This window comes from Dorea sp. (assembly GCF_977044405.1).
The window spans coordinates 41,371-54,563 of record NZ_CDRRQK010000022.1 but is presented as its reverse complement, the minus strand read 5'-3'; the positions used below and the strand labels follow the sequence as shown (position 1 = coordinate 54,563).

13 protein-coding genes and 1 riboswitch are annotated in these 13,193 nt (G+C 41.1%); of the genes, 12 read left to right on the top strand and 1 reads right to left on the bottom strand.

The features are described from left to right. The first annotated feature begins 231 nt into the window (after positions 1-231). Positions 232-350: riboswitch (Fluoride riboswitch) on the top strand. 54 nt (positions 351-404) lie between these two features. The 6 genes from ACWJAF_RS10635 (at position 405) to ACWJAF_RS10610 (ending at position 5,043) form a co-directional block, all read left to right on the top strand. Beyond that, positions 405-1,586: a cation:proton antiporter gene (locus tag ACWJAF_RS10635; RefSeq protein ID WP_448863795.1), complete on the top strand. Its 1,182-nt coding sequence runs from the start codon at positions 405-407 to the stop codon at positions 1,584-1,586. 160 nt (positions 1,587-1,746) lie between these two features. Further along, entirely contained in the window at positions 1,747-2,292 is a 546-nt protein-coding gene (locus ACWJAF_RS10630; RefSeq protein ID WP_448863793.1) for a hydrolase, read from the top strand. A gap of 102 nt (positions 2,293-2,394) precedes the next feature. Continuing rightward, the gene (locus tag ACWJAF_RS10625; protein WP_448863791.1) at positions 2,395-2,829 is read left to right on the top strand and encodes an RrF2 family transcriptional regulator; all 435 of its coding nucleotides are present in this window, start codon (positions 2,395-2,397) and stop codon (positions 2,827-2,829) included. A 390-nt stretch (positions 2,830-3,219) separates the two neighbouring features. Further along, positions 3,220-4,095, top strand: coding sequence for a pyridoxal 5'-phosphate synthase lyase subunit PdxS (pdxS, locus tag ACWJAF_RS10620; protein WP_296094650.1), 876 nt, complete (start codon positions 3,220-3,222; stop codon positions 4,093-4,095). A gap of 1 nt (position 4,096) precedes the next feature. After that, positions 4,097-4,678, top strand: a complete 582-nt coding sequence (gene pdxT, locus ACWJAF_RS10615; protein WP_448863789.1) for a pyridoxal 5'-phosphate synthase glutaminase subunit PdxT — start codon at positions 4,097-4,099, stop codon at positions 4,676-4,678. A gap of 35 nt (positions 4,679-4,713) precedes the next feature. Next, positions 4,714-5,043 (top strand): ATP-binding cassette domain-containing protein, encoded by a 330-nt coding sequence (locus ACWJAF_RS10610; RefSeq protein WP_448863787.1) that lies wholly within the window; start codon positions 4,714-4,716, stop codon positions 5,041-5,043. An 18-nt stretch (positions 5,044-5,061) separates the two neighbouring features. Here the strand turns inward: ACWJAF_RS10610 and ACWJAF_RS10605 are convergent, their stop codons facing one another. Further along, positions 5,062-6,063, bottom strand: coding sequence for a LacI family DNA-binding transcriptional regulator (locus tag ACWJAF_RS10605; RefSeq protein WP_448863785.1), 1,002 nt, complete (start codon positions 6,061-6,063; stop codon positions 5,062-5,064). 308 nt (positions 6,064-6,371) lie between these two features. On the opposite strand from ACWJAF_RS10605, the gene ACWJAF_RS10600 reads away from it, so the two are divergent. From ACWJAF_RS10600 to ACWJAF_RS10575, 6 genes are all read left to right on the top strand, one after another. Continuing rightward, the gene (locus ACWJAF_RS10600) at positions 6,372-6,716 is read left to right on the top strand and encodes a hypothetical protein (RefSeq protein WP_448863783.1); all 345 of its coding nucleotides are present in this window, start codon (positions 6,372-6,374) and stop codon (positions 6,714-6,716) included. A 22-nt stretch (positions 6,717-6,738) separates the two neighbouring features. Then, a complete protein-coding gene (locus tag ACWJAF_RS10595; protein WP_448863781.1) occupies positions 6,739-9,120 on the top strand; it encodes a TIM-barrel domain-containing protein in 2,382 nt (793 codons plus the stop codon). A 436-nt stretch (positions 9,121-9,556) separates the two neighbouring features. Next, a complete protein-coding gene (locus tag ACWJAF_RS10590; protein WP_448863779.1) occupies positions 9,557-10,003 on the top strand; it encodes a hypothetical protein in 447 nt (148 codons plus the stop codon). Positions 10,004-10,033: 30 nt separating this feature from the next. Then, positions 10,034-10,963, top strand: coding sequence for a cysteine synthase A (gene cysK / locus ACWJAF_RS10585; RefSeq protein WP_296094630.1), 930 nt, complete (start codon positions 10,034-10,036; stop codon positions 10,961-10,963). Positions 10,964-11,010: 47 nt separating this feature from the next. Continuing rightward, positions 11,011-12,045, top strand: coding sequence for a glutathione S-transferase C-terminal domain-containing protein (locus tag ACWJAF_RS10580; RefSeq protein WP_296033894.1), 1,035 nt, complete (start codon positions 11,011-11,013; stop codon positions 12,043-12,045). A gap of 103 nt (positions 12,046-12,148) precedes the next feature. Next, entirely contained in the window at positions 12,149-13,186 is a 1,038-nt protein-coding gene (locus tag ACWJAF_RS10575) for a glutathione S-transferase C-terminal domain-containing protein (RefSeq protein WP_448863776.1), read from the top strand. The last annotated feature ends 7 nt before the right edge of the window (positions 13,187-13,193 follow it).

The window sequence follows — 13,193 nt, the reverse complement described above, 5'->3', positions numbered from 1 at the left end:
CACGCCGTATGTTGTTAGCAGGATAAATGGGAAGTGTCTGTATCCAGACAATGAAAATATCCCATAACTGGGTAAAAATGAATCGCGGGGCACGCGAGGATAGCTTGTAGATACTTGGCTCAGTAGAACCATTGAGCAAGAAGCCCTCACTTCAAAATCTGTGATTTAAGTGGTGGGAGCATGTCACAAAAGATGAATAATAGTTGCAAATGAAAAAAAGTTATGCTATAACTTTTAGCAGGGAATGAAGTTCTCCCTAAGTGAAAATATCTGGAAGAAAATGCCGGTGGTAGGTGTTGCAGATATAAGATACTTGAACCGCTTTTTTAGCTGATGACTTCTGCGAAATATAACGCAGAAAGTCTCAGCTTTTTTTGTTGCATAAAGGATAAGGAGGAATTTTTATGTTACTAAGTGTTGCGCTGATCCTGCTCTGCGGAATGGGCATGAGCTGGATCTGTCAGAAATTAAAATTACCGGGGCTTCTGGGAATGCTTCTTACCGGGATTGTTCTCGGACCGTATGTGTTGAATCTTCTGGATGAGAATCTGTTGAACATCTCATCGGAATTAAGAAAGATGGCACTCATCATCATCTTAATGCGGGCCGGACTGGGACTGGATATATCGGGACTTAAGAAAACCGGCCGTCCGGCAGTTATGATGTGTTTTGTACCGGCAAGCTTTGAATTATTAGGAATGCTGTTGCTGGCACCGGGGCTTCTGGGGCTTTCTTTACTGGAAGCAGCCATCTTAGGATCCGTTCTGGCAGCAGTATCACCGGCAGTTGTTGTTCCGAGAATGGTAAAATTAATGGAAGAAGGATACGGGACAGAAGAAGGCATTCCACAGATAATCCTCGCCGGAGCATCTGTAGATGATGTATATGTGATTGTGTTATTTACAACATTTACAGGAATCATGCAGGGAAAAGGCGTATCTGTCGTAAGCTTCCTGAATATCCCGGTATCTATTATACTGGGAATCGTCATCGGACTATTTACCGGATGGATTCTTGCAAAATATTTTGAAAAAGTACATATCCGGGATACCGTGAAGGTGTTGATTCTGCTTAGTATCTCGTTCTTGCTGGTAGCAGTGGAAGACCATATGACAACGGCAATTACATTTTCTGCATTGATCGCAGTGATGTTTCTTGGAGTCAGTCTGCAGAAATACAGAGAACCGGTGGCAAAAAGGATATCGGTCAAATGTGGGAAATTATGGGTGGCTGCTGAAGTATTTTTATTTGTATTAGTTGGAGCAACCGTAAATATCGGATACCTTTCCCATGTAGGAATGAAAGCAGTACTTTTGATCTTTGGAGCACTGATCTTCCGAATGGCCGGAGTGTTCGTATGCCTTCTTGGAACGGATCTGAAAGGAAAAGAAAAGTTATTTACCATGATGGCATATACACCGAAAGCAACCGTGCAGGCGGCAATCGGTGGAATCCCGCTGGCACTTGGCTTTGCATGTGGGGATGTGGTTCTGACGGTAGCGGTACTTGCAATCGTTCTAACTGCGCCGCTTGGAGCATTTGCAATAGATGCATCTTATAAAAAATGTTTGAGACTGGGAAAATAATCACAAATGTATGGAAAGACAGTTGACAAATGGCAGTCACATGATATCATATAAAACATATAGGAAAAGAAAGAAAAAGGTTATGATCCTATAATAAAACAGCATGAAACAAAAATAACTTAAAATAAAAAGACACAGATAATAAACGGAGGACTGCCATATGACAAGAGAAGAAGCATGGGAATTATTAACCGAATATAACCAGGATGAATTTCATCTCCAGCACGCACAGACGGTGGAGAATACAATGCGGTATTTTGCAAGAGAGCTCGGGTTTGAAGAGGAAGAAGATTTCTGGGGAATCGTAGGACTTTTACATGATCTGGATTTTGAAAAGTATCCGGAAGAACATTGCATCAAATCACAGGAAATCATGAAAGAGCGTGGAATCGATGAGAAGATCATCCATGCAACAGCAAGCCATGGCTATGCGATTACAGTAGATATCAAACCAGAACATGAGATGGAAAAAGTGCTGTATGCCGTAGATGAGCTGACCGGATTGATCGGAGCAGTCGTATTAATGCGTCCGTCAAAGAGCGTACAGGATCTGACCTTAAAATCCGTAAAGAAAAAGTACAAGAGCAAGAATTTTGCCGCAGGATGTTCAAGAGAAGTCATTGAGCGAGGGGCAGATATGCTTGGATGGACACTGGAAGATCTGATCCAGAGAACGATTGATGCGCTGAAGACGTTTCAGGCATAAAATGAATAAATTCAGAAGCTTTGCATTTATCTGAAAATGTGATATCATAGTAACTAAGTAGGAGATGAAACGGGAAAATGCCCGGATGAAAGGTGAAGTACTATGAAGATATCAACAAAGGGCAGATATGCCCTAAGAATTATGATCGATCTGGCGGAGAATGCAAATGGGGAGTATATCCGGCTGAAAGATATATCAGCGAGACAGGGAATCACACTGAAATACATGGAACAGATTATGCCAATGCTGACGAAAGCCGGATATGTAAGAAGCTACCGTGGTAATAACGGAGGATATATGCTGGCAAAAGAACCGGAAGAATATACGGCCGGAGCTATTATCCGTACCACAGAAGGAAGTCTGGCGCCGATTGCATGTCTGGATGACGTGCCGAACCGCTGCGAGAGACAGGACCAGTGTTCGACACTTGGATTCTGGGAAGGACTTCAGAAAGTGATTGACCAGTATGTGGACAGTGTGACACTTGCGGATCTTGTAAAAGACCATGAAGAAAAATGTAAAAAGCTGGGATTGTAGATTGCGATGACAGAAGGAAAGTGTTAGATTCATGAAAATGCAGACATAAAATTTCTGAAAGTAAATAAGAGATTGAAATATAGCAGGTATAAAATCTATATAGGGATTTACATCTGCTATATTTTTATACCTTAATATGCAAGAGAAGCTGTCAATGGCAGGTCCTGTAGATTACCATATGTTCAAAAATAGTTGTTAATGAGAAATATATATCAAAAAATATAAATATAAGTGAGAAAAAATACTAGTTGGAAAACATGTAATGAACATCGAATGAAAAGTGGCATGGATAAAAACATAAAAACTGGCTGTTTTAAAAGTACCAGATGTGAGAGTATGATAGGACTCATAGAAATCACAAGGAAAATACATAAGAAAGGTATATGAATGATGAAAGAAAACAGATATGAATTAAATAAGCAGCTGGCACAGATGTTAAAAGGTGGAGTAATCATGGATGTAACTACTCCGGAACAGGCAAAGATCGCAGAAGAAGCAGGAGCTTGTGCAGTTATGGCACTGGAAAGAATCCCAGCAGATATCCGCGCGGCAGGCGGCGTATCCCGTATGAGTGATCCGAAGATGATCCGCGGAATCCAGGAAGCAGTATCCATCCCAGTAATGGCGAAATGCAGAATCGGACATTTCGTAGAGGCACAGATCCTGGAAGCAATCGAGATCGATTATATCGATGAAAGCGAAGTACTTTCACCTGCAGATGACATTTACCACATTAATAAAAAAGAGTTCAAAGTACCATTTGTATGTGGTGCAAGAGATCTCGGCGAAGCACTCCGCCGTATCGCAGAGGGGGCATCCATGATCCGTACAAAAGGAGAACCGGGAACCGGAGATGTTGTACAGGCAGTACGTCATATGAGAGCCATGAATGCGGAGATCCGTCGTATCCAGAACTTAAGAGCAGATGAATTATTCGAAGCAGCAAAACAGTTACAGGTTCCGATTGATCTTGTGGAATATGTTCATGAAAATGGAAAGCTTCCGGTAGTTAACTTCGCAGCAGGCGGTGTTGCAACACCAGCCGATGCAGCACTGATGATGCAACTTGGAGCAGAAGGTGTATTCGTAGGATCAGGAATCTTCAAATCAGGAAATCCTGCAAAACGTGCAGCATCTATCGTTAAGGCTGTTACAAACTACACAGATGCAAAACTGATCGCTGAACTTTCGACAGATCTTGGTGAAGCAATGGTAGGAATCAACGAACAGGAAATTGAATTATTAATGGCAGAAAGAGGAAAGTAAGATGACGATTGCAATCTTGGCAATGCAGGGAGCATTCTTAGAGCATGGACAGATGCTGGATCGTCTGGGCGTAGAACATTTTGAAATCCGTAAAAAAGAAGATCTGGAGCGTTCTTTTGACGGACTGATTCTTCCGGGCGGGGAAAGCACGGTTATGAGAAAGCTTCTGATCGAGCTGGATATTTACGATATATTAAAAGAGAAGATTGAAGACGGACTTCCGGTATTCGGAACCTGCGCCGGACTGATTCTTTTGGCAGAGCAGGTAGAAGATGGTGTTCCGTGCTTCGGCACAATGAACATTTTGGCAAAGCGGAATGCATATGGAAGACAACTTGGAAGCTTCTATACAGAAGATGAGATGAAAGAAATTGGAAAGATTCCAATGACATTCATCCGTGCACCGTATATTGCCGGTGTTTACGGAACAGCAGAGATACTGGCTGTAGTAGATGGAAAGGTTGTGGCTGCCAGACAGGGCAGCCAGCTTGCAACTGCGTTTCATCCGGAACTGAATGATGATACAAGTGTGCATGCATATTTTGTAAAAATGATAAAAGGAAGCAAGACACAGGTAGAGTGATTACCTGTGTCTTGCTTCCTTTTAACAGTTATCGAATGGGGTCCGGTAAAGAAGAAGCGGAAAAACTGGCGGTTTCTTTTCAGATTCAAAATCTTCTGGGTAAATATCCATATGAATTGTCCGGAGGGGAGAAACAGAGAACGGCTATCTGCAGAGCACTGGTAAATCAGCCGGATGTGATCTTTGCAGATGAGCCGACCGGAAACCTCGATTCCCGGTCAACCAAGATTGTAATGGATGTATTCAGCATGATCCATTCTAAGATGCACAAGACGATCATCATGGTTACACACGATATCAGTGTGGCAGAATATTCGGAAAGGATCCTTTATATAGAAGACGGTAAGATCACAGAAGACAGATAATATATATAAATTATTTCATTATTGTGTAGAAACAGAATTGCGTTCTACCAGCCTGACATCCAAAGTTACATTTTCGCTTGGTCTGTCAGGATCAGCAATATGCTCAAAAAGAATCTTGCATGTAATTTCCGCCTTTCTGTAGATATCCTGATGTATCGTAGTCAGCATATCGAATGTGGTACAAAAAGAAGGCAGGTCATCAAAACCAATCAGTGATAACCGGGAAGGGATGGCAAGATTCTTTTTGGAAGCAATATTAGAAAGCTGTAATGCAATTTCATCGGAAAAGACAAACAGTCCGCTTGGAGGACAGTTATCCTGCAAAATGGAATCGATAATCTCGGAAGGTTCCATTTTTTCCATATCGTAAACATGATCCGGAGACAGAGAAATATGATGTTTGGCTAAAGTGTCTGTAAATCCCTGATAACGTTTGGTGATAACACCTCCGATCTTTGTAAAAGGTCCGACGAATCCAAGTGTTTTGTGTCCTTTTTTTAAAAAATAGTCTGCGGCGAGCTGTCCTCCCTTATAATCATCAATACCAATATTAATAAGTTGGCGTACATTACTGTAGCTGTCGATAAAGATCAAAGGAATCCGGTTGCTGTTTTGAATCTGTTGAACTTCTTCGTCAAACAGTCCAAGAAAAATTGCACCTTCTGCATTCCAGGAGCGGAGACGGAAGGTGATATCTGAAAAATCCTGAACAAAATGGATCATGACATAGTAGCCCTGTCTTTGGATGATCTGTGTGATCAGTCCAAGAAAAGCTGCGTTGTAAGGATCGGTCAGCGGGTTTTTCGTATCGGAATCCCTAAGAATTACAGCAATGATCTGAGAGGATCTGGCTGCCAGACTTCGGGCGGATGAATTTGGAATATATCCCATTTCATCGGCGAGTGTACGGATCTTTTCAGCTGTCTTTTCGGATACTTTTCCTTCTTTTCCATTCATAACACGTGAGACGGTCATCATACTGACACCGGCACGTTCTGCAATATCTTTTAATGTAACCATAATGATTCTCCTAATAGGGTTAACGTTAATCTAAAAATTATAAATCTATTATACCAAAAAAAGATATATCATATATCATTTTGGGAAAAATAATTTCATAATTGTAAAAATAGACAAAAAACAACCTGCAAATTTAGATATAATGTAGAAAAGGAAAGGAATATTGCAAGAAACATTGACTTCACGACAATGAAGTGCTACTTTTGTTAATAAGGTTAGCGTTAACATATGCAACAGTTAAATAGTTTCTAGGAGGAAGTATCATGAGAAAAAGAATATTGGCAATGTGTCTGGTCATTTCTATGTAGATGGCGATGTTGTGCGGATGTGGAAAGACTGAAACGACTGCTTATAGTGGAAAAACGGATACAAAAGCCGATAAAGGAATGGCAGTTATGGGTGAGAATGTCACCTATGATCCGAATCACCTGGTAAATGACGGAAAGCCGGTGGAGTTGGACTGGTGGTTATGGGATGCTCCAGAGTTATTTGGAAGTATTACAAAAGAGTACGAAAAGATCCATCCAAATGTGAAGATCAATATCATTAATAACCCATGGGATGGATTCTGGACAAAATTGCCGCTTGCATTACAGAAAGGAGCAAATGTTTTGTTGCAGGTGTTGCGGCAGGTTCTGTCAAAGGTTAAATAAATATAGAGGGAAAGGGAATAAAATGGAACAGTTATACCGAATCAATACAAATGGACAGGCGGATAAAGGAGCAATTGTCCAGAGAGAAAAATACAGATTTACACTGCTGACAGAAGAAATGATACGTCTGGAATATAGTGAAGACGGACAATTCGAAGACCGGGCGACGCAGTGTGTTGTAAACCGTAAGTTTGAAGTACCTAAGTATCAGGTCATTGAAAGTGAAGATTCATTGGAGATTATTACTTCTAAGATTCATCTTATTTATAATAAGAAAGAGTTTACCAATTATGGCCTGTCTGTGCAGGTCAGAGGAAATATCAGTGTATATCACAGTATCTGGCACTATGGAGAAGAGGCAACAGACTTGCGGGGAACGGCAAGAACGCTGGATGAGGCAGATGGTGCGATTGAATTAGAGCATGGCATTATCTCAAAATTCGGATATGGAATCCTGGATGACAGCAGATCGCTTGTGCTCACGGAAGATGGATGGGTAGAGCCAAGAAAAGAAAAATGTACAGATATCTATTTCTTTGGATACGGGCATGAATATCAGCATTGCCTGAAAGACTATTATCGTCTGACCGGCAATACACCGTTACTTCCAAGATATGCATTAGGAAACTGGTGGAGCAGATACTATCGTTATACGGCAGATGAATATAAAGATCTGATTACCCGATTCGAAAATGAAGAAATACCATTTGCAGTATCAGTCATTGATATGGACTGGCATCTGGTTGATATTGATCCGAAATATGGAAGCGGCTGGACCGGCTATACATGGAATAAAGAATTATTCCCGGATCCGAAGGGCTTCATGAGATGGCTTCATGATCACGGCCTAAAGGTAACATTGAATGTACATCCTGCCGATGGTGTAAAGGCTCATGAAGAACATTACCGTGAAATGGCAGAAGCTATGGGAAGAGACTGGAAGAAGGAGGAACCGGTGAATTTCGATATTACAGATCCGAAGTTCCTGAAAGCATACTTCCAGTATCTGCATCATCCGAATGAAGAGGACGGAGTTGATTTCTGGTGGGTAGACTGGCAACAGGGCGGTCTGAGTAAAATACCTGGTCTTGATCCACTCTGGATGCTGAATCATTATCATTATCTGGATAGTGCAAGAAGAGGAAAAAGGCCATTAACATTCTCAAGATATGCAGGAATGGGAAGTCACCGGTATCCGATCGGTTTTTCCGGAGACACGATTATCAGCTGGGATTCCCTGGCATTTCAACCATATTTTACTGCAAATGCAAGTAATGCAGGATATGGATGGTGGAGCCATGATATTGGTGGACACATGCATGGATATAAAGATGAAGAGCTTTCTACCAGATGGCTGCAATTTGGAGTATTCTCCCCGATTATGAGACTGCATAGTTCGAATAGTATGTTTACTGGGAAAGAACCGTGGAAATATAATAAAATCTCGGGAAATATCATGAAACGATATCTGAAACTTCGTCATGAGCTGATTCCGTATCTCTATACCATGAATTATCATGCAAGCCATGACGGACAGCCATTGATCAGACCGATGTATTACCTGGAGCCGGAGCGGCAGGAGGCATATCAGGTACCGAATGAATATTATTTTGGAACAGAAATGATCGCATGCCCGATTACAAAACCAATGGATAAAACGGCCGGGGCAGCATCCGTTAAGATATGGATTCCCGAGGGACAGTGGTTCGATTTCTTCAGTGGCATGAAATATGAAGGCGGACGTATGCTGGAACTTTACAGGACACTGGAGGAGATCCCAGTGCTGGCAAAGGCAGGAGCAATCATTCCGATAGCAGATCTGACAGAATTTACAAATTCTGTAGAGAATCCGGGGAATATGACAGTCAAGGTATTTCCGGGAGCAAAAAATAGTTTTACGATGTGGGAAGACGAAGGCGATACCTGCGAAGATAAGTCGGAGAACTGGGCACAGACAGAATTTGAATGGGAAAATAAACAAAAATTCGTGATCCATGCGGCAAAGGGAAATCTTTCTGTAATTCCGACAAAGAGATCCTGGAGACTTGAGTTCTACGGAATTATGAATCCGGAAGAGCTGGTTGTAACTGTAGGAGAAAATAAAATTGAAGCACAGACGGCATATGACCCAGAACGTCATATATATACAGTTGTAATTTCCGGACAGAATGTAACAGAGCAGATCTGTGTTACATTTGCAAAAGAAACTTCAATTGCAGAGAATGATAAAATAAGCGAGGTATACAAAGCATTATACCGTGCGGAGATAGAATACGATACAAAAGAAAAAATATATGCATATATGAAAGCCGGAAAAACACCGACAGAGATGATCGGAATCTTACAGACAATGCATCTGCCGGAATCCGTATGTGGTATGTTGAGTGAAGTGCTGTTAGCATAAAAGAGGAAAGAAATAGATGCAGATGAAAAGGTGAAGGAGATATGAAAGCTCCTTCATTTTTTGTGTGATAATTTACTGCGTTAAAATTGTACAAAAATAAAAACAAAGAAAAACTATAAAACATAGTTGACAAATAGGAAATATATGAATATAATACAAAACATATCAAACAGATAGGAAAACTAAAATGCGAAAAAGGAGAACAAAGCGATGGTAAGAAGATATGTAGAAACAAGCAAAAAGAACATGATGTGTTGTTGCTGTATGATGTCGATGATGGATACAGCTTATTAGTTATGCATATCATGTTACCTGAGATAAGATAGAGATAAGAAGAAGCGGGTACACGATATCAGGATGTATCCGCTTTTGTTATACCATAGTATCCGTAAAAAAGCCAAAGCTGATAAGCGGACAAGATGAAAGGAGTTCGAAAATGGCAGTAAAACTGATTGATGAATTACAAAAAGAAATAAAAGCGGCCGGCGAAGCAGTTACGCAGGAAGCGTATGAAAAAGCATATGATCATACATTTCAGATCCTCGATAATCTGGAAAAGTTGTTAAATGACAACAGATACCTGGAAGGAAATGAGATTACAGAGGAAGACAAGCGATTATACGACATCTTGATCCGGTTCGATGCAGTCTATTATTTCAAACAGAGACTGAACAGAAATGCATTGAGGGATTATGACAACCTTTGGAATTACGCAAAAGAATTATACAGCATTCCGGAGTATAAAGAATTTGCAGATTTCGAAAAGATCAAACAAGAAGAACTTCTCGGAACCAAAGAAGAAAATCCATACCAGATCGTAGGACTTGGACCGGATGAAAGTTACTGGAATGAACCGAACAACAGAGCAGAGAAATTTGCTTAGAATACAGTATTGATAAGAAAGGAGAACGGCATGGCAAATATAGCAGATGACATTACAGAACTGGTTGGAAATACACCTCTTCTCAGATTACACAAATTTGAAAAAGAAGCAGGATTCGAAGGAAAGATCCTTGCAAAGCTGGAAGTATTCAATCCAACGGGCAGTGTGAAAGACAGAATTGCAAAGAATATGATCGAACAGGCTGAACGAGATGGAAGATTAAAACCGGGCGGAACGATCATTGAAGCCACAAGTGGTAATACAGGCATCGGCCTTGCGGCAATTGCAGCAGCGAAAGGATATCAGGCGGTCATCGTCATGCCGGACTCTATGAGTAAAGAACGAATCCGCATCCTGGAAGCTTACGGAGCGAAAGTAGTTCTGACACCGGGCGAAAAGAATATGGGCGGAGCGAATGAAAAAGCAGCCGAAATCCTGGAACAGACAGAAAATGCAATTATTACCGGACAGGGCGGTAATCCATCCAATCCGGAAGCACATTATCAGACAACCGGTCCGGAGATATGGAAAGATACCGGTGAAAATGTGGATATCTTTGTTGCAACGGTCGGAACCGGTGGAACAATCAGTGGAACCGGGAAATTCTTAAAAGAAAAAAATCCGGATATTCAGATCATTGGTGTAGAACCTGCCGGATGCCCGGTACTCTCCGGTGGAGAAGCAGGACCACATAAGATACAGGGAATCGGAGGCGGCATGATCGCACCGGTTACAGATGTAGAACTTCTGGATGAAGTGATCACGGTGACAGATGATGAGGCTTATGAGACGGTAAGAAAAGCAGCCAGAAAAGAAGGAAACTTTATCGGTATATCCGCAGGAGCGGCACTCTTTGCAGCAGCCCAAATTGCAAAAAGACCAGAAAATCAGGGTAAGACGATTGTAACGATCTTCCCGGATTCGGCAGACAGATATTTGTCTACAGATCTGTTCGAATAAAACAGAAGAAAAGATAGAAGAAAGTCAGAAAAAAAGGAGACAATGACATGGCAGAATTTGATTATGAAGTAGTAAATGGAAGAAAGATAAGAGTTCGTCCGGTAGAGACAGTATCAGAAGTAGATGAAAATGGATATTTCGTCCGTCAGCCAAATCATTTTACCGAAGGATTCGGAGAAGGAAAGAATCCGGTAGAAGCAGGCAGATACAGACTGGTGTGGGCAAAGCTTTGCCATTGGTCTAACAGAGCATCCATCGTAAGAGAGCTTCTGGGATTAGACGAAGCAATCAGTGTGAACATGGTAGAGCACGCAGATCATGAGAAGAATCTCGGTTGGGAATTCGTATATGACAAAGATAATGTTGATCCGGTCTTAGACATCCAGTTCTTAAGTGAAGCATACTACAAAGCAGATGATGATTACACAGGAAGAACAACAGTACCTGCATTGATCGACGTAAAGACAGGAAAAGTAGTCAATAACGATTACCACAAACTGACCAATTACTTTGAAGTGGATTTCAAACCATTCCATAAAAAGAATGCACCAGATCTTTATCCGGAAGAATTAAGAAAAGATATCGACGAGATGAACTACTGGTTATTCGATAACATCAATAACGGAGTATATAAGACAACGTTCTGCAGATCAAAAGAAGCATACTGGGATGCATACAATTCATTTTACGCAGCCATGGATCTGCTGGAAGAAAGACTGGAGAATCAGAGATTCTTATTCGGAGATTATGTAACAGACAGTGATGTAAGACTTTATGTAACACTTGCAAGACTGGACATCCGTTATACACACCAGCTTGGACATACAAAACATCCATTGTTTACTTACAAGAATCTGTGGGCATATGCAAGAGATCTGTATCAGATTCCTGCATTTAAGAACAATACATATTTTAAAGATTTTGCAAATCCAAATAATAAGAAAAAGGGCAGAACATTTGAGTCATTTAATGCAAGATTTTTAGATGAAATTGATTTTGAAGCGTATTGGGGAGCACCACACGACAGAGCAAGACTCAGCAGTGATCCTGGAAACAAATTCAAAATCGAAAAACAGGATTAAGATGAAGAATAAAGATAAGAAATCTGAAATTATATATAAGAAAAACAAGAGTGAAGACTGAAAGAGTCCATAACCAGCAGGATAGAAAGGCAGGAATCAGAAGATGGCAGAACATGAATATTATGAAGTAAATGGAAGACAGATTAGAGTCAGACCTACAGAATCTGGTCAGGAAATAGATGAATATGGTAACTTTCACAGACAGCCGAATCATTTCACAAAAGGATTCGGAGAAGGAGAAAATCCGGTAGAAGCAGACAGATACATCTTATTCTGGGGCAAGGGATGCAACTGGTCCAACAGAGCATCGATCGCAAGAGAGTTACTTGGACTTGATAAAGCAATCAAGGTAGAGATCGTAGACTGGGGCGATTATGAAAAGCCGCTCGGATGGGAATTCGTAAACTCACCAAATCACATCAACAAAGAGACAGGAGCCCAGTTCTTAAGCGAATTATATTACAACGCAGACGATGATTATGAAGGAAGAACAACAGTACCTGCACTGGTTGATTACAAAGAAAAGAAGGTTGTAAATAACGATTACCACCATCTGACCAATCATTTTGAGACAGCATTCAAGCCATTCCATAAGAAGGGCGCACCGGATCTTTACCCGGAAGAATTAAGAGAAGAGATCGATAAACTGAATGTATGGTTATTTGAAAATGTCAATAATGCGGTGTACCGTGCACAGTTTGCAGAGAGCTTACAGGCATTCAAAGACGGATATGAGACATTCTTTGCAGGACTGGAAGCAATGGATAAGAGACTGGAAAATCAGAGATTCTTATTCGGTGATTACATTACAGACAGTGACATCCGCCTGTATACAACACTTGCAAGATTCGATTACAGCTATTCAAGAAACATCGGACCATGCAAGCACAGACTGGTAGATTATAAGAACCTGTGGCCATATGCAAGAGACCTGTATCAGATTCCGGCATTCAGACACAATACATACTTTAAAGACTTTGCTGCATCTGAAGATCTTACACATGCACCGGAAGATTACTGGGAGAATGTATACTACGACATCGTTGTACAGGAAACAGACTGGGATACCATCTGGAGCCAGCCAACCGGAAGAGAAGCGCTCAGTAAAGACCCTGCGCACAAGTGGAAAGCAGAAATTTAGTTCATAA

Bases quoted from the DNA above. Each gene is read 5' to 3' on its own strand.
- ACWJAF_RS10635 (WP_448863795.1), top strand. From the start codon at position 405: ATGTTACTAAGTGTTGCGCTGATCCTGCTCTGCGGAATGGGCATGAGC.
- ACWJAF_RS10630 (WP_448863793.1), top strand. From the start codon at position 1,747: ATGACAAGAGAAGAAGCATGGGAATTATTAACCGAATATAACCAGGAT.
- ACWJAF_RS10625 (WP_448863791.1), top strand. From the start codon at position 2,395: ATGAAGATATCAACAAAGGGCAGATATGCCCTAAGAATTATGATCGAT.
- pdxS (WP_296094650.1), top strand. From the start codon at position 3,220: ATGAAAGAAAACAGATATGAATTAAATAAGCAGCTGGCACAGATGTTA.
- pdxT (WP_448863789.1), top strand. From the start codon at position 4,097: ATGACGATTGCAATCTTGGCAATGCAGGGAGCATTCTTAGAGCATGGA.
- ACWJAF_RS10610 (WP_448863787.1), top strand. From the start codon at position 4,714: ATGGGGTCCGGTAAAGAAGAAGCGGAAAAACTGGCGGTTTCTTTTCAG.
- ACWJAF_RS10605 (WP_448863785.1), bottom strand. From the start codon at position 6,063: ATGGTTACATTAAAAGATATTGCAGAACGTGCCGGTGTCAGTATGATG.
- ACWJAF_RS10600 (WP_448863783.1), top strand. From the start codon at position 6,372: ATGGCGATGTTGTGCGGATGTGGAAAGACTGAAACGACTGCTTATAGT.
- ACWJAF_RS10595 (WP_448863781.1), top strand. From the start codon at position 6,739: ATGGAACAGTTATACCGAATCAATACAAATGGACAGGCGGATAAAGGA.
- ACWJAF_RS10590 (WP_448863779.1), top strand. From the start codon at position 9,557: ATGGCAGTAAAACTGATTGATGAATTACAAAAAGAAATAAAAGCGGCC.
- cysK (WP_296094630.1), top strand. From the start codon at position 10,034: ATGGCAAATATAGCAGATGACATTACAGAACTGGTTGGAAATACACCT.
- ACWJAF_RS10580 (WP_296033894.1), top strand. From the start codon at position 11,011: ATGGCAGAATTTGATTATGAAGTAGTAAATGGAAGAAAGATAAGAGTT.
- ACWJAF_RS10575 (WP_448863776.1), top strand. From the start codon at position 12,149: ATGGCAGAACATGAATATTATGAAGTAAATGGAAGACAGATTAGAGTC.